General features: G+C 62.3%; 20 protein-coding genes. 4 read left to right on the plus strand and 16 right to left on the minus strand.

Annotated features, from left to right (window positions below; translation table 11 throughout):
- The 3 genes from BW989_RS04275 to glnA all read right to left on the minus strand — a co-directional run bounded on the left by BW989_RS04275 (position 1) and on the right by glnA (position 3198).
- Entirely contained in the window at positions 1-819 is an 819-nt protein-coding gene (locus tag BW989_RS04275) for an N-acetylmuramoyl-L-alanine amidase (RefSeq protein ID WP_165688550.1), read from the minus strand.
- Positions 797-1534: an N-acetylmuramoyl-L-alanine amidase gene (locus tag BW989_RS04280; RefSeq protein WP_076585718.1), complete on the minus strand. Its 738-nt coding sequence runs from the start codon at positions 1532-1534 to the stop codon at positions 797-799. The genes BW989_RS04275 and BW989_RS04280 overlap by 23 nt, the downstream gene beginning before the upstream one ends.
- 254 nt (positions 1535-1788) lie before the next feature.
- Positions 1789-3198: a type I glutamate--ammonia ligase gene (gene glnA, locus BW989_RS04285; protein ID WP_076585720.1), complete on the minus strand. Its 1410-nt coding sequence runs from the start codon at positions 3196-3198 to the stop codon at positions 1789-1791.
- Positions 3199-3448: 250 nt separating this feature from the next.
- On the opposite strand from glnA, the gene BW989_RS04290 reads away from it, so the two are divergent.
- The 3 genes from BW989_RS04290 (at position 3449) to BW989_RS04300 (ending at position 5242) form a co-directional block, all read left to right on the plus strand.
- A complete protein-coding gene (locus BW989_RS04290; protein WP_076585722.1) occupies positions 3449-4303 on the plus strand; it encodes an undecaprenyl-diphosphate phosphatase in 855 nt (284 codons plus the stop codon).
- 46 nt (positions 4304-4349) lie between these two features.
- The gene (locus tag BW989_RS04295) at positions 4350-4727 is read left to right on the plus strand and encodes a nuclear transport factor 2 family protein (protein WP_076585724.1); all 378 of its coding nucleotides are present in this window, start codon (positions 4350-4352) and stop codon (positions 4725-4727) included.
- A gap of 62 nt (positions 4728-4789) precedes the next feature.
- Positions 4790-5242, plus strand: coding sequence for an META domain-containing protein (locus BW989_RS04300; protein WP_076585726.1), 453 nt, complete (start codon positions 4790-4792; stop codon positions 5240-5242).
- 10 nt (positions 5243-5252) lie between these two features.
- Here the strand turns inward: BW989_RS04300 and BW989_RS04305 are convergent, their stop codons facing one another.
- The 10 genes from BW989_RS04305 to BW989_RS04345 form a co-directional block, all read right to left on the minus strand.
- Positions 5253-5627 carry a YkvA family protein gene (locus tag BW989_RS04305; RefSeq protein WP_076585728.1) on the minus strand — a complete coding sequence of 125 codons (375 nt, stop codon included), beginning with the start codon at positions 5625-5627 and terminating at the stop codon, positions 5253-5255.
- Between the two features lie 9 nt (positions 5628-5636).
- Positions 5637-6236: a YbhB/YbcL family Raf kinase inhibitor-like protein gene (locus BW989_RS04310; RefSeq protein WP_076585730.1), complete on the minus strand. Its 600-nt coding sequence runs from the start codon at positions 6234-6236 to the stop codon at positions 5637-5639.
- Between the two features lie 49 nt (positions 6237-6285).
- On the minus strand, positions 6286-7290 hold the full coding sequence (locus BW989_RS04315; RefSeq protein ID WP_076585732.1) for a YheT family hydrolase: 1005 nt from the start codon (positions 7288-7290) through the stop codon (positions 6286-6288).
- A complete protein-coding gene (locus tag BW989_RS04320; protein ID WP_076585734.1) occupies positions 7287-8072 on the minus strand; it encodes a lysophospholipid acyltransferase family protein in 786 nt (261 codons plus the stop codon). The genes BW989_RS04315 and BW989_RS04320 overlap by 4 nt, the downstream gene beginning before the upstream one ends.
- Positions 8073-8117: 45 nt before the next feature.
- Entirely contained in the window at positions 8118-8537 is a 420-nt protein-coding gene (locus BW989_RS04325; RefSeq protein WP_076585736.1) for a hotdog fold thioesterase, read from the minus strand.
- 60 nt (positions 8538-8597) lie between these two features.
- The gene (locus BW989_RS12560) at positions 8598-8768 is read right to left on the minus strand and encodes a hypothetical protein (RefSeq protein ID WP_165688551.1); all 171 of its coding nucleotides are present in this window, start codon (positions 8766-8768) and stop codon (positions 8598-8600) included.
- 109 nt (positions 8769-8877) lie between these two features.
- Entirely contained in the window at positions 8878-10770 is a 1893-nt protein-coding gene (locus BW989_RS04330) for a phospholipase D family protein (RefSeq protein WP_076585738.1), read from the minus strand.
- A 2-nt stretch (positions 10771-10772) separates the two neighbouring features.
- Positions 10773-11345 carry a YceI family protein gene (locus BW989_RS04335; protein WP_076585740.1) on the minus strand — a complete coding sequence of 191 codons (573 nt, stop codon included), beginning with the start codon at positions 11343-11345 and terminating at the stop codon, positions 10773-10775.
- A gap of 3 nt (positions 11346-11348) precedes the next feature.
- Positions 11349-11840 (minus strand): SixA phosphatase family protein, encoded by a 492-nt coding sequence (locus BW989_RS04340; protein ID WP_083688224.1) that lies wholly within the window; start codon positions 11838-11840, stop codon positions 11349-11351.
- An 83-nt stretch (positions 11841-11923) separates the two neighbouring features.
- Positions 11924-12556 carry a ParA family protein gene (locus tag BW989_RS04345; protein ID WP_076586433.1) on the minus strand — a complete coding sequence of 211 codons (633 nt, stop codon included), beginning with the start codon at positions 12554-12556 and terminating at the stop codon, positions 11924-11926.
- Positions 12557-12652: 96 nt separating this feature from the next.
- On the opposite strand from BW989_RS04345, the gene BW989_RS04350 reads away from it, so the two are divergent.
- Positions 12653-14140: an AAA family ATPase gene (locus BW989_RS04350; RefSeq protein WP_076586435.1), complete on the plus strand. Its 1488-nt coding sequence runs from the start codon at positions 12653-12655 to the stop codon at positions 14138-14140.
- A 23-nt stretch (positions 14141-14163) separates the two neighbouring features.
- On the opposite strand, the gene BW989_RS04355 is transcribed toward BW989_RS04350, so the two are convergent.
- The 3 genes from BW989_RS04355 to BW989_RS04365 all read right to left on the minus strand — a co-directional run bounded on the left by BW989_RS04355 (position 14164) and on the right by BW989_RS04365 (position 18233).
- Positions 14164-14793, minus strand: coding sequence for a tetratricopeptide repeat protein (locus tag BW989_RS04355; RefSeq protein ID WP_129582842.1), 630 nt, complete (start codon positions 14791-14793; stop codon positions 14164-14166).
- A gap of 69 nt (positions 14794-14862) precedes the next feature.
- Positions 14863-16173 carry a DUF11 domain-containing protein gene (locus tag BW989_RS04360; RefSeq protein WP_083688226.1) on the minus strand — a complete coding sequence of 437 codons (1311 nt, stop codon included), beginning with the start codon at positions 16171-16173 and terminating at the stop codon, positions 14863-14865.
- Between the two features lie 128 nt (positions 16174-16301).
- Positions 16302-18233 carry a DUF11 domain-containing protein gene (locus tag BW989_RS04365; RefSeq protein WP_076585747.1) on the minus strand — a complete coding sequence of 644 codons (1932 nt, stop codon included), beginning with the start codon at positions 18231-18233 and terminating at the stop codon, positions 16302-16304.
- Positions 18234-18238: the final 5 nt, after the last annotated feature.

An 18238-nucleotide genomic window follows, 5' to 3' on the forward strand; every position in this document is an offset into this window, starting at 1 on the left:
TTACTGCTGACGCGTGAGTGCGTAAAGGATGCGCAGGTCTTCCGGCTGCAACGCCGGCAAGGCCTGCGCATTTTCTTGCGCGATGTTGGAGGCGGATTTTTCGGTGCCGCGATCGCCGTCGTCGATGCCGCGAAAACGCAGGCGGAACGAATGCAACGCCGCGCGCGGATTGTCGATGCGATAGCCGATCACGCGCAGCGCCATCCATGGGTCGAAGCCGGGTGGTGGATCGATCAACTCGCCCTGCGGCCAGATGCCGAAGCCCGCATCGGCCAATTTTTTCCATGGGAAGAATTGGCCCGGATCGATCTTCCGACCGGGCGCGAGATCCGCATGGCCGATGACCTGGCTGCGCGGAATATCGTGACGCGTCGTCAGATCACCGAGCAGCGCGATCAACGCATCGATCTGCGCATCAGGAAACGGTTCGCTGCCGGTATTGACGATCTCGATACCGATGGACGTTTGATTGAGATCGCGCATCGCACCCCAATTACCCACGCCTGCATGCCAGGCGGCCAAGTGATCGGGCACCAATTGCAGCAAACGGCCATCGCGATCCAAGAGGTAATGCGAACTGACCGGATGCTTACGTTTGGGGTCACTGAGGATGTCGTGACTGCCATCGAGCGTGTCTTCCACCGTGTAATGCAACACGATGATCGAGGGCTTGCGCAGCGCGTGGTTGGGCGAGGGCTTCCATTCGGCGAGCGCACTACGCTGACCGGCCGGCATTGATGCACAGCCCGCCAGCAGCACGCCGGCCAATGCGATGACGCCGAGACGCAACATCGACTTATTGTGGTTGAACAAGGGCATGCAAAATGCGTAGGTCATCTGCGTCAAGTTCAGGCGCAAGGTCCGCACCATCATCGCGACCACGGAAGCGCATGCGGAACGCGCGCAACGCCGCCGCGCGGTCATCGATGGTGTAACCAAAGACCTGCATCGCAGCCCAGCCATCGAAGCCGGCAGGTGCATCGACGAGCGCGCCTTGCGGAAAGCGTCCGTAGCCGGCATCGGCCAATCGCTTCCACGGGAAATGCGGGCCCGGATCGACCTTGCGCGTGGGCGCTAGATCCGAATGACCGATCACTTGCGACTTGGGGATGCGCAAACGCGTGGTGAGGTCATCCAACAGGCGCAACAAGCCTGCGATTTGCGGCTCGGCGTAGGGCTCGTGACCGTCGTTGTCGATCTCGATGCCGATGCTGGCGCTGTTGAGATCGGTGATGGTGCCCCAACGTCCCGCGCCCGCATGCCAGGCGCGACCCTCGTCGGACACCAATTGGTAGATGCGACCGTCATCGCCGACCAAGTAATGCGAACTGACGCGGCCACCGCTGTTGCGCGAGCGCAGTGTGTCGAGGCTTTGTTGCACGGAGTCTTGCTCGGTGAAGTGCAAGACGATGACCACGGGGCGACGCGCGTCGAAGTTCTCCGACGGCACCCAGGTGGCGATGGGATTGCGTGGCGCAGTGGCGCAGGCAGACAACGCGAGCGCGGCGATCAGGGGAAGGGCAGTCCGGCGCATGGCCTGATCATAGAACAGAACGCCCCAGGCCAGAACGTATCGACATCGCAGACAGACGAAACCCCACGCGTGGCGGGGCTTCGTATTGAAACGAAAGATCAGTTAGATCAAATCGTGTGACATCTGGTATTCGAGCGGGCGAGAACGGCCTGCTCGCGTGGCACTGCCGCGCAGGCCGATCGAGCGCCTGGTGCACTGCACCGGGCCGGACATCCGCCCATCGGATACAACGGACTCCACGTGCCCGCTAACGATCAAATCGTGTAGTACATCTGGTATTCGAGCGGATGCGTTGCGGCGCGGAAGCTGGTCACTTCCTTCATCTTCAAAGCGATATAGCTGTCGATGAAATCGTCGGTGAACACGCCACCGGCCTTGAGGAAGTCGCGGTCCTTGTCGAGCGCTTCCAGCGCCTGGTCCAGCGAATGGCAAACGGTCGGGATGTTCTTTTCTTCTTCCGGCGGCAGGTCGTACAAGTCCTTGTCGCTGGGCGAGCCCGGATCGATCTGGTTCTTGATGCCATCCAGGCCCGCCATCATCAGCGCGGCGAAGATCAGGTAACCGGTGTTCATCGGGTCGGGGAAGCGGATCTCGATGCGGCGCGCCTTCGGATTGGCCACGTACGGAATGCGGCAGGACGCGGAACGGTTCGATGCCGAGTACGCCAGCATCACAGGCGCCTCAAAGCCGGGCACCAGGCGCTTGTAGCTGTTGGTGGTGCTGTTGGCGAAGGCGTTGATCGCGCGCGCGTGCTTGAAGATACCGCCGATGTACCACAGCGCCATCTGCGACAGGCCGCCGTAGCCGTCGCCGGTGAACAGGTTCTGGCCACCCTTGGCCAGCGACTGATGCACATGCATGCCACTGCCGTTGTCGCCAACAATCGGCTTAGGCATGAAGGTGGCGGTCTTGCCGTAGCGATGCGCGACGTTCTTGATGATGTATTTCATCGTCAACAGGTCGTCGGCTTTCTTGGTGAGCGTGTCGAAACGCGTGCCGATCTCGCACTGGCCGGCGTTGGCGACTTCATGATGGTGCACTTCCACTTCGATGCCGACCTGGGTCAGCGTCTTGCACATCTCTGCGCGAATATCGTGCAGCGAATCCAGTGGCGCGACCGGGAAATAACCGCCCTTCACCATCGGGCGATAACCGCTGTTGCCGCCGTCATAGTCGCGACCTGAGTTCCAGTGCGCTTCCTCGGAATCCACGTGGTAGAAGACGTGACCCATCTCGTTGGAGAAGCGCACCGAGTCGAAGATGAAGAATTCCGGTTCCGGACCGAAGAACGCGGTATCGGCGATGCCGCTGGCCTTGAGGTAGGCCTCGGCGCGCTTGGCCACGCCGCGCGGGTCGCGCGAGTAGGCCTGCATGGTGGTCGGGTCCAGGATGTCGCAGGTCAGCACGATCGTCGGATCGGCGGTGAACGGGTCCAGGAATGCGGTCGATGCATCGGGCAGCAGCACCATGTCGGAGTTCTGGATGCCGCGCCAGCCGCTGATCGAACTGCCGTCGAACATCTTGCCGTCTTCGAACAGGCTGTCATCGACGATATTGGCCGGGAAGGTCACGTGGTGCTGTACGCCGCGCATGTCGGCGAAGCGCAGGTCGACCCACTCGACCTTGTGATCCTTGATGAGTTTCAGGACGTGTTCGGTGGACATGCGGGGACTCCGGAGTGATGGGATGCCCTAGGCATCAGCAAGGCATGTGCCATGACTCAGGGGCGCCTATCTTGTTGTTTTATATGAAAGTCGATGTCATCACTTCACCCAACAACCCCAAATTGGCGCATCACACATAAAAATAATCACTGTTATGGTGCAATTTTGCGAAGCGCAAAGCGGTCCCCGCCGGTTCGACAATGCCGCCCACATTCCCGATGATGCGGGTTGCACATCCTGACCCAACCCCATGTCCGATCTCCTGGCCGCGCTCTTACTCGGCATCATCGAAGGCATCACCGAATTCCTGCCCATTTCCAGCACCGGTCATTTGTTGATCGCGCAACACTGGCTGGGCCACCGCAGTGATCTGTTCAACATCGCCATTCAGGCCGGCGCCATCCTCGCGGTGGTCTTGATCTATCGCCGCCGCCTGTGGGGCCTCGTCAATGCCTTTATCGGCCGAGACATGCGCGCACCGTACGATCCGCTCGGCGTCGACATCTCGCCCGCCCAAGCACGCCGCTACGGCTTCAAGCTGCTGACCGCATTCGCCGTCACCGCTGTCGGCGGCGTGTTGGTCAAGAAATTGGGGTGGGAGTTACCCGACCACGTTCGCCCGATCGCCTGGGCATTGATCATCGGCGCGGTCTGGATGGTGATCGCCGAGCAACTGGCTGCTCGGCGTGCCGCACGCGAAGGCGAAAAGACCGAGATTTCCTGGACCACCGCCATTCTCGTCGGTGCAGCACAGGTCGTTGCCGGGGTCTTCCCAGGCACCTCGCGTTCGGCGGCGACGATCTTCGTTGCGTTGCTTGCGGGCACTACCTCGCGCTCCGCAGCGACGGAGTTTGCGTTCTTGGTCGGTATCCCGACGATGTTTGCAGCGACGGCATGGGAGTTGATGTCGATGTTGCAAGACGGCGGCATCGCAAATGAAGACTGGGCAGCGCTCAGCGTGGCCTTCATCGCCTCCACCATCACCGCTTTCATCTCGGTGAAATGGTTGTTGCGTTATATCCAAAGCCATCGCTTCACTGCATTCGCCGTATATCGCCTGGCGCTCGGCATCGCGCTTCTGGTGTTCTTGCCGGCGACCGCCTGATTCACAGGTCACCGACATCGCCAGCACCTGGCAAAGGAGTCGATACATGGCCACTCCATCACTTGGCGACATAGCCACCGAATTCTTGACGCTCTGCGCACAAGGCCAGGTGGACGTGGCTTACGATCAATTCGTCAGCGATGACTTCATCCATCACAACGCCTACTTTCCATCGGACCGCGAGTCATTGCGATTGGCCATGAAAGAGAGTGCGATCAAAGAGCCAAACAAATCATTCGAGGTCAAACAAGCCGTCGAAAGCGCTGATCGCGTCGCGACGCTCTCGCACCTGCGTCGACAGGATGCAAACACCGAATACGCCGTCGTGCACATCTTGCGCTTCCATGAGGGACGCATCGTGGAGATGTGGGATGTGAGCCAGGAAATCCCCAAAGAATCCACCAACAAGCTCGGCATGTTCTAAGCGCACATGTCGCGTTAACCAACACCGGGCTAAGGTGTCCATTCCATCTTGGGAGACGTGAGATGTCACTTCGAAACACCATGATCGCCAGCGTGTTCTCCATCGGCTTGGCGGCCTGCGCCACCACACCTGCGCCAACCCGGGATGCCACATCACCCAGCGCTTTAACTGCGCAAGGCGCGTGGAAACTGAATGCCGCGACTTCAGCCGATGGCGCGACACTGTTGCCTGCGGGCACCGATTACCGACTGCAATTCGTCGATGATCGTGTCAGCGTGCTGGGTGGATGCAATCGCATGTCAGGCCGCTATGCGATGGTCGATGGCAAGCTTCAAGTCGGTGCACTCGCGTCCACCATGGCCTGCCCCGAACCGCGCATGCAGCACGACGCCGTGATGGCGAAGTTGCTGGAGCAGCCATTGACGATGTTCCTGATGGAAAGCCATCCCGAGCAACTGCACCTGGAAACACCCGCAGGCGACAAACTCTCGTTCACGGCAATGCCGCTGGAATGACGGTGCGCGGCTAGCGAAATCGACGCCACGCCCACCACGCAAGCGCGGCCACCAGCAGCATCCATAGCAAACCGATCACCACTGCCGCTTTGCGGCTTACCGGCTTGGTGGATGCGGCCTGGGCCTGCGCTTTCGCTTCTTCATGTATATCGCTGGGCGTGAGCGCAAGTACGCATGCCACGCCCAGCGGGATCAGCAAAAGATCATCCAACAAGCCCAGTATCGGGATGAAGTCGGGGATCAGATCAACGGGGCTGAACGCGTAAGCGGCCACGCCCATCGCCAGCAGGCGCACATGCCATGGCAAGCGTGGATGGCGCGCGATAAACCACACCAGCAGAGCCTGCCGCTTGAGCGCGTGCAACCGCTCGTGCACGCGTGACATGCCGACGCCTCAGTCGTGCAGCCGATAGGTGCCGTATGTACTGGCTTCGGTCAGCACATGGCCATGCATGGCAGCGAGCGCTTGCTGCGCGGTGAACACCTTCGGCACATCGATCTTGGCGACATCCAATGCAAACACGCGGAAGAAGTAACGATGTGTGCGCAAATCGTTGGGCGGCGGATACGGGCCGTCGTAACCGAAGTAGTCGCCTTTGAGTTCATCACTGCCCGCAAACCAGCCGGTGTAATCGTTCAAACCCTGGCGCGCTCCATCGCCCTGACACGGGCCCTTGCCACCTTTGGTCACGCCGTTTGACGTGCTTCCTGCAGTAATTTCGGTCATGTCGGGCGGCATGTCGATGATGGCCCAGTGGACGAAGTCGCCGCGGGGATGTTCAACCGGGATCTCCACACCTTCCTTGCCCGCCAATGAGGCATCGGTCGGCGCATCGGTGTCGATGCACAAAAGGACGAAAGACTTCGTGCCCTCAGGCGCACCTTCCCATGCAAGATGCGGATTGCGGTTGCCACCGAAGCCGTCTTTTGCACCCATCGCGAATTCGACGGGGATCGGTTGGCCATGCGCGAAGCTGTCGCTTTGGATTTTCATGCGCGAATCCTCAATGAAGTCGATGGTCGGATGCTAGCTGGGCGAATGTTCAAGCACAGTGTTGGAGCGCAGCGGACAGGCGTGCGGCCACCCATTCTTCCGCATAGCCATGCAGACGTGCATCGGTGAGAAAAGCGCAATGGCCGCCATGGGTTGCGATCTCCACTTGGGCACTATCGGGAAGTTCCAGCGCATGGAAATCCTCGACTGGAATCACGGGGTCATCGGCCGCGGTCAGAATGTCAGCGGGCACGCGCATGTCGGACAGGCGTTCACGACTGATGCGATAGCCATCGAAGTAATCATCGACACTCCGGAAGTCGTAGCCGCCTTTGTCGATCATCCACGCCGTCATGCCGCGCAGGTCGCGCTTGAAGCCAGCCTCGTCGAAATCATGCCGCTCGGGGAACAGCTCACGCTTGCGCCGCAACGAACGCGCCCATTTGCGTCGGAAGTAGGTCTGGTACAGCGGAAACCCTTGCTCCATCGCCTGGGTGGTGCGTTCCGGATCCAGCGCCGGGCACACCGCCGCGACATGCACCAAAGGCAGGCCCGCATCGGGCGCCGCCAAGGCAAGGCGCAGTGCGAAGTTGCCACCCAGCGAATAGCCCGCCGCCACCATCGGGCGCGTTGGCCAACGCGCGGCGACCTGCTTGGCCGCACCGACAACCTCATCCAATCGGCAAGAGTGGAAGACTTCTTCGTTGAGATGATGCGACGGGCCGTGATCGCGGAAGTTGAGCCGGAACACTTCAAAACCGGCCGCAAGCAGCCGTGCCGCCGTCAGACGCATGTAACCGGATTCAGCGCTGCCTTCCCAGCCGTGCAACAACAAGGCGAGCCCTCGCGATGCTTGGCCGGGCAAGTGCGTGTGGACGCCATGCAGGCGCACGCCGCCGCCCGCATCCAACACATGCTCTTCGTTGGCGGCGCCGAGTTTTACCAGTTCACGCTGGCCACGCCGGACACGCAAGGGGCTACTGGCGAGCGCGGTCTGCAAATGAGGGCTGGTTGCCCACCAGGGTGCACGGTAGTCGCTATCGACCACTTTCATGCGGCAGGCAAAATCTCGGCGATTCGCTCGCGCGCGGTTTCCGCGATGCGACGCCGACCCTCTGCATCGCCCGGCATGATTGGCATGAGGAACACCACGTCCGCCACGCAGGCCGGGTCACCCAACAGGCGCAGGAAGTTCTGCAGGAAGTTCTCACCCGGCTGGAAGGCGACCTGGGTCTGCGCGCTGCCGCCTTCACCATAACGCAGCGCGACAGGCTGCACCGGCGCGCTGGCTTCAACCGCTGCAGTGAAGATGCGTGCGTGGAAGGGGCCCAGGCCGCGCCCCCCACGTGTTCCACCTTCGGGAAAGGCACCCACGGAGCGGCCATCACGGAGTCGATCGACCATTTGTTCGACCACGCCGCCGAGCGATTCCTGACTGCCACGCTGATGGAAAATCGTCTCGGCGCGTTTGGCCATCCATCCAACCAGGGGCCAGCTGGCGATCTCGCGCTTGGCGACGAACCCCATCATGCGCTGGCTATGCAATACGACGATATCCACCCAGCTGACGTGATTGGCTACAAACATGGTCGCGCCGGGTAGTGGCTGGCCGATACCGCGTACGGTGATACCAAACACCCACATCAGCATCCACGACCACCAACGGATAAGCCGGTATTCCAAACGCATCCCGCCGACTTGAATGCCGCCGGTCAATGGCGACATCAACAACAACACCGCAGGCAAATGCACCGCGATATGCCAAAGGAGCAGCGGAACCCGGTAGGCGTAACGGATGACGCGCAGGAGCGGGTTGTCGCGGCGAGCGAGAGTCATCCCGCCACGATAGCGGCACTGCGCGTGTTGCGCCACAGCATGGGCTCAGCCGCGCTTGCGGATGACGGCCAGGGTCAGGCGCGAAATGCAGACCAGCTGGCCTGCCTCGTCCTCGATGCGAATTTCCCACACTTGAGTGCTACGACCGACATGCAGCGGCCTGGCAGTACCGGTGACGATGCCTTCGCGCACGCCGCGCAGATGGTTGGCATTGATTTCGATGCCGACCACGCCCTGCCCCTCTTCGACACACAGGCCAGCTGCGGTGCTGCCGAGTGTCTCCGCCAACGCAACCGAAGCACCGCCGTGCAGCAAACCGTAAGGCTGGTGGGTGCGGGCATCGACCGGCATCGTGCCACGCACGTAATCCGGTCCGATTTCGGTGAAACGGATGCCGAGCGGCTGCATCAAGGTCCCTTCGGACCATTGGTTGAGGGTGTCGAGGGTGATATCAGGACGGAACATCGGCGTAGCTGACCGGACGGGGAGGCTGGTCAGCTTACGCCAATGTGCCGAATGGGAGGCTCAATGGACGCGGAAGCGTTCGGCGGCGTAATCGCTGGTGTAGCGACGCTCGTTGTCGGCATAACCACTGCTGCGGCCATAGCCGGTGCCGAAGCTGCGCTCGCGGCGGCTGGTGCGGCGCGGGGCCGGGTTGACTTCACGGGTCGGGAGGCGGGGGGCGGTGCTGTTCATGGCTAACTCCTGTCGGGGTGTTGTTCTGGTGTGTTGGTAATGTAATACACCAGAACAACAAAACACCTGTGCCGGAAGTCACCCAGCCGAAGTCATGCCAGAACACGGGTCAGAGAATGGGAGCGAGCCCCGCCCCGAAGGCCGTCAGCACCCGGGTGCCGAACCACTTCGGCCCGATATCCACTTCCGGGAAGTCACCGACCGCGCGATAGCAGTCATAGAAACGAGGGTCACCGATGCGCAACGGCAGCGGGCACTGCGGCCCAGGGACGAACTCATAACTGGTCGCGTAACGCAGCGGCCACAGATCGAACAAGGGCAGCTGCTCGGATATCTTCAGGAGCGAATAATTGAGCCCGGGCAAGATCGGCGTGCGCGTACGCGGCGCGACCACCCAAGAATTGGCAGGGGCGATGTCGCCGCGGATGCTGGCCGCGAGCTCGGCGGCAAATGCACGGTCACGGATGATCACCGCGCTCTCGGTGTTGTAGTGGTCGCCGCGTGGATCGAAATTGTGCGTGCCGATCACCCCCACGGCATCGTCCACCACCATCGACTTCGCGTGCAGGCCGATGCGCACCCCGGCCTTTTCAAGCGGTATGGGACTACCACGCGAGCCAAACAACAAACGCCGTTGCACCAGGTATTCGCGTCGAGCACTTGAGTTCCAAGCTTCGCGCCGCTTCTGGCGGAGCAATGAGAGCGCCTCTTCGCGCTCGCTGGATTCTTCAGGCGTCAGCAAGCTACGCGTGGCGACCAAGTCGATGGGGGAGGCCTGCGGATGCGGCTTGTATTCGTAGATCTCGAAACCAAACCGACGCAGGTAACGTCGTTTGTACTTGTGCGACAGCGCATAGACCATGAAGGCATCGGTCGCGGCGAGACTGTTGGTCGATATCACCACCCGTGGTGGCTGCGCTCGTTCCTGCATCGATTCGAACAATTCTTGTGCCGTATCCGACAGCACCAGATATGGCGTCTGCAACAAGACTTCTTCCTGAGCGGAATCGATCAAGCCATAGAGCACGTGAGTAGAGGGCGCGACGACCTCGCGCGCCGCGCTTTCATCGCGCTTGTGCTTCTGCGGCAAATCGGCGACGAAAGACACCCCTTCGACCGGGCGAATTCTCGAGCCCAGTCGCTCACTCAACAATGCAGCATCGTTTGATGCCTGCTGCATCTCGTGTGCGCGATCCGGATGATCGTAAGGGCGGGTCGACAATGCAGGTACGCCTTCGTTGCGCAACACCCATGCAACATCCCGCAAATCCGCCACCGAAACGCTGCGCTGCGACTGCCAGAACGCATCGAAATTGGCCGCCATTTCTGCAGTGACTGGCCCGCTCAACATGACGTCGCGGTCGCGGAAGTTGTATTCGGCATCCCAGTCGTAATAGTCGTCCTGGTAATTGCGCCCACCGGTGATGCCGACCTTGCCATCGATCAACAACAGCTTGGTGTGCATGCGCTGGTTCAGGCGCCGGAAACAGCACAAGGTAGCCATCGCGAAATCGGTGTAGCTGAGGTTGCCCTTGTTGAAGACCGGGTTGTAGACCTTGGCTTCGAAGTTGGCATGCACGCCAGCCAATGCCGCCAAGGTGCGCGCGCTCTTCATCGCGGTGAGCTGATCCATCAGCAATCGCACCTTCACGCCACGATGCGCAGCGGCGATCAACTCACGCAGCACCAGTCGACCAGCATCATCCTCATCAAAGATGTAGGTCTGCAGGTCGACACGCTCGCGTGCAGCGCGGATCAAATGGATGCGCGCCATCAATGCATCCTGCCCGGCATCGATAATCAATGCATGATGCTGCGGGTCGTCGGCCTTGACTTGCGAAAGCAAGGCAGAGGGTTGCGCGCAATGATCTGCAGCATCGCAATCCAGTGCTGTCGGGCGCTCCGTGTCGATGATGCGGCTCACCTCGGCCCGTTGCGTCTCCGACAAGCTGGCACAGCCGGAAGCCAGCAGGGCTGACGCAAGCACCAGCGCATGCCACATCCTCACGGTTCGTTCCCGTGGTTGATTCGCAGGCTGAAATACACGGCATCTCCCACCACGCCGGGGAGTGACCTCATCCCGTAACGACGGCGGCTGACTTCACCGGTGGCTTCCATCACGCAGTCTCGCGGAACCGGTGGGCGACAAGTCGATGGCGACAGTCGCAAGGTTTCGCGCTGCTCAACACCCCGCATCATCATCACGCCAGACAAGTCGCCCCCACGAGCCAACATCGCCACGTCGAATGGGTCAGAAAGAAAATGGATGCGTGGGTAGCGGCGACTGTCGAAGAACATTTCGCTGCGCATTATCCGGGTATAGCGAGGGCTATCGGGGATTTCCGCCGCGTCGGCAGGCAGCCATACAGCTACCCGCCATCGACCATCCCCCTGCGGCAACCACTCGGCACCCAGGCGCGGAAAGCGGCCATCTAGTTCACGCCCAAGCGGCAGGTTCAACTGGAAGCGCGCATGTGAACGATTGCCGTCGATGACGATTTCTCGTGGCCATGCCTGCATCGCATGCAAGCCCATCGCCATGCAGGCAAACACGGGCAAGATCTTGAGTGCTCGCACCGGTCAGGGCATCCAGGTCGTGGCGATGGTCGCGGCGCCCGGGTCGGTTGGTCGTGCATCGCGATCGATTTGCAGCCGCGCAAGTCCAGCCGGCGGCAGGGCATACAAACGAGCCGCAGCGTCCAGATGAAACAGCACCTGCTCCAGGCCAGGGTTGTGGCCAATCAGCCACAGACGTTCAAGCGCGGGCCTGGCCTGGATGCGCTCTTCAATGACTTCCAGCAAATCCCCCAAGCTCGCCTCGTAGATGCGCGGCTCGAATTCGGGCGTAGGCATCAGGCAGCCTGCACGCGCCAGCTGGACCAGGGTTTCTCGCGTGCGCAACGCGGTGGAGCACATGACGGCGTCGGGCTGATCGCAGGTATCCCGCAGCCAGATGCCCGCCGCAAATGCGTCTTCGCGCCCAGTCGGCGAGAGCGGACGCTGCGCATCCGCCTGCCATCCAGAGGGATGGACGGCATGGGCGTGACGCATCACCACCAATTCTTTCAGCATCCGCGACCTCTCCGCTGCACGATCTGCAAAAGCCTTGCAGTGAAGCCTAGCGCCCCTGACGCAGTGATCGCGTCAACGCAGGCTCAGCGCGGCTTGTACAGCCAACGTATCAGCGGGGCCCAATCTTCCTGATGCTGACGCACTTGCGCGGAGTGGTAATCGAACAGGCTGCGGCCCAGCCCCGTCAGCAAGACGTAGGACTGGCTGTCACGCAATTGGGCGACCAACGGCACGCCCCATTGCTTGAGCACATCCATCGCCTGTTGCGAGGCGTTGGTCCACGGCTTCAGCTTGTTGCCGACCAGGGCGACCGGCAAATCGCCCTTGCGCACCCGCGCATGTTTGCCGAGTGCATTGAGGAAAGGCACGGTGGCCTCGATGTCGAGGGCGGACGGCGGCACAGGCACGACGACCGCATCAGCGATGTCGAGAAAGGGCTGCAGATCGCCGCCCATGGCGCCGGCGGGCGCATCGATGATCACCCGCTGGGCGTCTTCGGGGATGCGATTGCGCCAACCTGCACGGGTGCCATCTACCGGCAGCACAGCCGAGTCAAGCTCTGCGCGGCGCTCGGCCCAGCGGGTGGCGGAGCCTTGTGGGTCCGCATCCACCAGCACAGTATTCAGGCCCTCGATCGCTGCCTGCGCCGCGAGTTGGGTTGCCACCGTGGTCTTGCCCACACCACCTTTCGAACTTGCCACCAGGATCGTTTTCATCAACATCCTCCCAAGCCTGGGTGAAGCCTAGCATCGCCACCCTGGTGCCGCATGGCTGGTTTGCTATCGTGGCCGCGCCTTGATGGATCTGGTTGCATGAACGAGCTGCAAGACCTGGTCGCGCTGATCCGCGCCAACACCCCCTTGATCGTGATCGAAACACCGGATGAGCCGCGCGTGGTGGCGCTGTTCCGGCAAGCACTGGGGCAGGCATGGCGCGCCCTGTGGCGCTGGTCGATCACCGAGGGCCTGTGCCGATTGGACCTGGGCGGCGAGCAAGCGTCGGGCATCGCGCCGGACGCCAGCAGCACGCTGGCCGCGATCCGCAATGCCCATCAGCGCGGCATTTATCTGCTGCTGGATTTCCACCCTTACCTGCAATACGCCACCACCCAGCGCATGCTGCGCGACATCCTGCAGCGCACAGACGGCCAACCCCACGTCATCGTGATGGTCGGCACGAAGGTGGAGTTGCCCGATGAGCTCGAGGCGCTGGCCACCCGCTTCAGCCCGCGCCTGCCCGATGCGCAGGCATTGCAAGCGATCGTCGCGGATGAAGCCGCCCACTACGCACGCGAGCACGGCGGTCGCCGCGCCGAAGTCAACCAGGATGCCGCCACCCAGATCGTTCGCAATCTGCAAGGCCTGTCAGAAACCGATGCCCGTCGCATCGCCCGGCAACTGATTTTTCGCGACGGCGCGTTGAGCCACGATGACTTGCCCGCACTCGCCAAACTGAAATTCGAGCTGCTCAACAAGAGCGGACACCTGCATTACGAATACGACACCGCACGCTTTGCCGATGTGGCCGGTGCGCGCCGACTGAAGCGCTGGGTGGAACAGCGCCGGCGCGTATTTGTCGAAGGTGATGCGCCGCCGGGCCTGGACCCTCCCAAGGGCATGCTGCTGCTGGGTGTGCAGGGGTGCGGCAAATCGATGTTGGCGAAGGCGATCGCCGGCGGCCTACAGGTGCCCTTGGTGCGGCTCGACTTCGGCACGCTGTACGACAAGTACCACGGCGAGACCGAAAAGAACCTGCGCGCGGCGCTTGCCTCGACCGAACAACTCGCGCCCTGCGTGCTGTGGATCGACGAAATCGAGAAAGGCCTGTCCAGTGATGGCGGCGACGCTGACGGCGGCGTGTCTCGCCGCGTGCTTGGCTTTCTGCTGACCTGGATGGCGGAGCGCAAATCACGCGTGTTTCTGGTCGCCACCGCCAACCAGATCGATGCCCTGCCCGCCGAGTTGCTGCGCAAGGGCCGCTTCGACGAAATCTTCTTCATCGACCTGCCCGATGCCGATGTGCGCGCGGAACTCTTCCGCCTGCATTTGATCAAGCGTGGCCTGGATGCCGCCAGCTTCGACTTGCCGGCCTTGGCCCAGGCCAGCGACGGCTTTTCAGGCGCCGAGATTGAGCAAGTCATCGTGGCCGCGCTCTACGCTGCGCATGGCGTGGACATGCCGGTGACCGATTTCACCCTGCGCCAGGAGCTCCGCGCCACTCGCCCGCTCTCCGTCGTCATGCACGAGCGCGTGCAGGCCCTGCGCGATTGGGCGGCCAGCCGCACGGTGCCGGCGGACTGAGGCCTGCCCGGCCTGGCGCTGGATCAGGGCCAGGTCGGCGGATTGGCCGCCCAGGCACGCTGCACCTCGATCAAGGTGGCGCGATCAGCGTCTCGCCAGGTGGGCAACAGGGCCGCGATATCGCGCGGTGAGCTCCAGCGATCCGGATAGGTGCGTACCGCGGCGGCATACCACTTCACCGCTTCGTCCTTACGCTCCAGCGTCCACAAGGCCACGGCCAAGGTGGTGGGCAACCACTCGCCGCGAATCGGACCCGGCTCGGCCAGCACGGCCCATTGCGCCAGTGCGCCACTCGCATCCCCTGCGCGATACAGATCCCAACCGTAGTTCCAGCGGGCCGGGCGCATCAGTCGATTATTCCGATCCAGCCCCGCCATCGCACGCGCATACAGGTCGCGACCCAAAGCTTCGCGATCACTCTTCATAGCGATCCCGGCCAATTGCAGCATCGGTTCACGCGCGCGCGGGTCACGCTCGATCATCCTGGCCAGGCGATCCACCAGCGCATCGCCCTCGCCGCGCACGGCGATGATGGGCTGGGCAGTGCTGCGATCTTCATCGAAATAAAACTCGGACGGTGCGGGCACCGTTTGCGCGAACGCGGCCGTCACCGGCAGCAGCAGGCCCAGCAAGCCGGACAGGGGGATCATCATGCGAATCGGTTTCATGACGATATTTTAACAACTACGCCGCCGCGGCACGACGCTCCTGGCGCATGCAGTTCAAAACACCTGGCAGCTCACCTGGAACTGGACACTGCTGTTGGCGTTCAACAATGGGATGGAAACACCAGTCCCGCTCAAGTTGGAATAGGTCAGCGCGCTGCTGACGGGACAAGTGGCCGTACCCGATACCACGCTGCACTGCGTCGACACGCTGCAGTTGCACAGCCCACTGGCGGAAGACGTGCCGCAGCCGCTCCCCGTCGCCACGTCACGGACTAGCGCATTGGCGACGTTGGCAGGGCCATCATTGCTCACGGTGATCGTGTAAGTGGTGCTTGCTCCTGATGTAACCTGGCTCTCGCCATCGGTTTTGGTAATGGCTAAGGCCGCCAGCTGGCGCGTGTTAGTGAAGGTGCACACGATCGCCCCATCGGTGGCGCCGACAGTCAGGCCGTTCGACGGCGTGGTGTCACTGGTGCCGGTACAGGCCAGGGTGCCGTCATAGAGCCCGGTGTTACCTGCGGCCAAGGTTTCAGCAAGCGTCAGCGTCTCGCTCACGTTGGTGATGACCGGTGTCGCATCGGTATCCAGCTCATTCGCGGTACCAGCATCCGAGGCCAGGGTGTCGATGACTGTCCCGCCGCGGCTCAGGGCCACCGTGGCGTCATCCCCGACCACCGCACCCGACCACTGCTTGCGCAGGGTGACCCGCGCCACCGTCGTGGTGAAGTCCGAGATGCCGATGAACTGGGCGCTCGGATTCGATGGGGCATCGTCCGAACTGAAGAAACGGATTGTCACCGAGCTGACGGCAGTCGACCCGAAATTCATGTTGATGTTGCAGTTGGTTTGGCCGGAGCAGTTATCCGCTCCCTCATAGCCCGTCATGTAGCTTTCGTTGTCCAACGCGACACCGCTGCCAGGCGTTGCGAAACTTGTTCCCACCACATTGTTCGTGCCGTTGTAGAAGATTTCGACGGCATCCGCCCACGAACCGGAACGGTCCACGTCCATCACCATGAACTGCAGGTTGTAGACCGGCTGGCTGAAAGTATAGGTGACCGTGTAGGCATTGCTTGGCGAATCGGTTGTGGCATCGAACTCAATACGTGCATAGCCGGCATGGCCGCCGGTGGTCCCGGCGTTGTAGGTATAGCTGGAAGTCCCGCTGATGGTGCTGCTGGAGGTAGCCGAAACCGTGAACCAGCCCAACTGATCATTCAATGTCCTGGGATTGGCGATAGCTGCGCCATTGGCCATCCCCTGATTTTCCCAGATCACCTGGTCGGTCGAGGCAAGTGCTGCCTGCACCGGAATGAACACCGATGCCAGCACAAGTATTTCCAGGCATGTCCTTCGATACGACATCAATAGTTCCAAATGCACCAGTCAGATGTGCTTTCGCAAATACAGCGTCGACTTGCTTCCAATGAACCGGGCCTCTGCAGCCATGGAATGGATTGACGACTCGGAAACGTCGAGCGGAACGGCCTTTCCTAGGGTACGTCGCACTGAATCCGGAAACTCAAGGTGCTCCCGGAGGCCATCGATGGGATGCTGACGCCCGCGCCACTGAGGTTGGCGTAAGTCAGTGCGCTCGTCGCCGGTGGTATGACTGTGCCGGTCGTCTGCAACGATCCAGCCACGTAGGCGCAATTCTGCAGGCCCGTCGCTGTATCGGTGAGCATCGCATCGACTGCGGTCATTGGGCCATCGTTGTGCACCGTGATCGTGTAGGTGGTGGTTGCCCCCTGGGTCACCGTGTCTGATGTCTGGTCGACCTCGCCATTGATGCCCGGCGTATTGCTCTTGGTGATCCACAGGTCGGATTTGCACGTCCGCCCCACATGGGTACCCACCGTATCGCCACTCGCTGGAATCAACTGATTGATGCCCGCATTGCCTGCTGCAGCACCGTGTGCGGCACCACCGGGCTGGCCTTGCACGGTATTGGTGAGTCCATTGGCGCCACCCGCGACGACGGACACCGCCGGCCCGCTTCTGATCACCACGCCGCCGCCGCCACCACCGCCATTCCCATGCGCGGAATCGCCATTCACCCATGCGTCGCCACCGCGTCCACCGCTGACATCGACCGAAGGCGAACCACTCCATGTCGTGGCCACCATCACCACACTCCCGCCAGCCCCACCGCCGCCGGTACCATCATTCGATGGGTTGTCCGGGGCACGGGCACCGCGTGCGCTGACCACGCCCGAACCGGCCAAGGTCCCGGCACGAACCATCACGATGCCGCCACCCGCCGCGCCCGCCGATGCCCCGGGGCTGCTGTTGGTGTTGTTGTCGCCTGCGCCACCGCCACCGCCGAGCACGAGGCGTCCGATCGCAGGCGCAAGAAATGCACTACCGCCAAAGCCCCATTTTTTCTCGGGGAGGTTGCTGTACGTGCTGTTGATGCCTGCATAGCCGCCACTGCGCCAACCGGCTGCACCGCGCCCGCCGGCACCACCGTTGCCGCCGCCGCCGCCGCCGCCATTGTCGCTCGTTGCATTCCAGAAGGCACCGCCACCGCCGGCCGTACCCGGGGCGCCGCGTGCGAAGTCGCCCGTGCTGGCCGTACCATTCGGATAGCCGCCCCAGCCCGTCCCGAGATCGGTGATGGTGGCCGCCAGCCCGGAGCTGACATCGCGCTTCTCGCTCACGTAGCGCGGCGTCCCTGCGATGCCCTCCCCTTTCGTGGCGTGAACCAGGTCGCTGCTGGAGATGAAGCGCTCCTGCTGATCGACCTGGCTGCGCGACCGACCACCACCACCGCGGAAGCCCATCCCGTCCACGTTGATGCCGCCTGAGAGGGTCAAGGTATTCGCCACGTCGAGCACGACGATGCCGCCACTACGCCCGTTCCACGGCGCGGCAGTCACCGTGCCGGCAACCGTCGCCGTCAAGTACTGCGGCACGCGCACGACCTGCATGCTGCGACGGCCGGTGGTCGCGGTCGCGGCGGCCTGGACATAGCCGTTGACCAACGGCGACCCGGCCAGGTCCAACGAGCTGGACGTGGTGGCGGCACCGGCACGCACGAATTCATGCCTGCCGGCCACGCAGGTGCCCGGATCGGTATAGCCGTTGGCCGGCTCGCCGGCCACGCCATCGCCGTATGAGGTGCTGTTGCTGGAATTGATGTTGGCACATTGCATCTGGATGACCAGCGCCAGATCGCCCGGCTGCATGATCGCCGCCGCGCCCTGCTGGCTGCCGGCATCCAGCGCGATGCTGCTGCTGCTCGGCCCGTAGCTTCCGGCCTGCACTGCGTAGTAAGTGTTGACCGTACCGGAAATCGTCGCGTTGCCGGCGCTTCCTGGCAGCGCGCAGACTTGGGCCGCATGGACCGGAAGTCCCGCGACGGCACAGGCGCAAGCCAGCACCGACGCAATCCGCGTGCCACGCACGGGCTTGATGGACTTCATGTGCG

This window comes from Solilutibacter tolerans, from assembly GCF_900155935.1.
Classification (GTDB): Bacteria; Pseudomonadota; Gammaproteobacteria; order Xanthomonadales; family Xanthomonadaceae; genus Solilutibacter; species Solilutibacter tolerans.

Excerpts from the sequence above, each read along its gene's own strand:
- BW989_RS04310 (WP_076585730.1), bottom strand. The coding sequence starts at position 6,236 with ATGAAAATCCAAAGCGACAGCTTCGCGCATGGCCAACCGATCCCCGTC.
- BW989_RS04355 (WP_129582842.1), bottom strand. The coding sequence starts at position 14,793 with ATGATGATCCCCCTGTCCGGCTTGCTGGGCCTGCTGCTGCCGGTGACG.
- BW989_RS04275 (WP_165688550.1), bottom strand. The coding sequence starts at position 819 with ATGCCCTTGTTCAACCACAATAAGTCGATGTTGCGTCTCGGCGTCATC.
- glnA (WP_076585720.1), bottom strand. The coding sequence starts at position 3,198 with ATGTCCACCGAACACGTCCTGAAACTCATCAAGGATCACAAGGTCGAG.
- BW989_RS04340 (WP_083688224.1), bottom strand. The coding sequence starts at position 11,840 with ATGCTGAAAGAATTGGTGGTGATGCGTCACGCCCATGCCGTCCATCCC.
- BW989_RS04330 (WP_076585738.1), bottom strand. The coding sequence starts at position 10,770 with ATGTGGCATGCGCTGGTGCTTGCGTCAGCCCTGCTGGCTTCCGGCTGT.
- BW989_RS04345 (WP_076586433.1), bottom strand. The coding sequence starts at position 12,556 with ATGAAAACGATCCTGGTGGCAAGTTCGAAAGGTGGTGTGGGCAAGACC.
- BW989_RS04365 (WP_076585747.1), bottom strand. The coding sequence starts at position 18,233 with ATGAAGTCCATCAAGCCCGTGCGTGGCACGCGGATTGCGTCGGTGCTG.
- BW989_RS04320 (WP_076585734.1), bottom strand. The coding sequence starts at position 8,072 with ATGACTCTCGCTCGCCGCGACAACCCGCTCCTGCGCGTCATCCGTTAC.
- BW989_RS04350 (WP_076586435.1), top strand. The coding sequence starts at position 12,653 with ATGAACGAGCTGCAAGACCTGGTCGCGCTGATCCGCGCCAACACCCCC.
- BW989_RS04315 (WP_076585732.1), bottom strand. The coding sequence starts at position 7,290 with ATGAAAGTGGTCGATAGCGACTACCGTGCACCCTGGTGGGCAACCAGC.
- BW989_RS04295 (WP_076585724.1), top strand. The coding sequence starts at position 4,350 with ATGGCCACTCCATCACTTGGCGACATAGCCACCGAATTCTTGACGCTC.
- BW989_RS04300 (WP_076585726.1), top strand. The coding sequence starts at position 4,790 with ATGTCACTTCGAAACACCATGATCGCCAGCGTGTTCTCCATCGGCTTG.
- BW989_RS12560 (WP_165688551.1), bottom strand. The coding sequence starts at position 8,768 with ATGAACAGCACCGCCCCCCGCCTCCCGACCCGTGAAGTCAACCCGGCC.
- BW989_RS04325 (WP_076585736.1), bottom strand. The coding sequence starts at position 8,537 with ATGTTCCGTCCTGATATCACCCTCGACACCCTCAACCAATGGTCCGAA.
- BW989_RS04280 (WP_076585718.1), bottom strand. The coding sequence starts at position 1,534 with ATGCGCCGGACTGCCCTTCCCCTGATCGCCGCGCTCGCGTTGTCTGCC.
- BW989_RS04305 (WP_076585728.1), bottom strand. The coding sequence starts at position 5,627 with ATGTCACGCGTGCACGAGCGGTTGCACGCGCTCAAGCGGCAGGCTCTG.
- BW989_RS04360 (WP_083688226.1), bottom strand. The coding sequence starts at position 16,173 with ATGTCGTATCGAAGGACATGCCTGGAAATACTTGTGCTGGCATCGGTG.
- BW989_RS04290 (WP_076585722.1), top strand. The coding sequence starts at position 3,449 with ATGTCCGATCTCCTGGCCGCGCTCTTACTCGGCATCATCGAAGGCATC.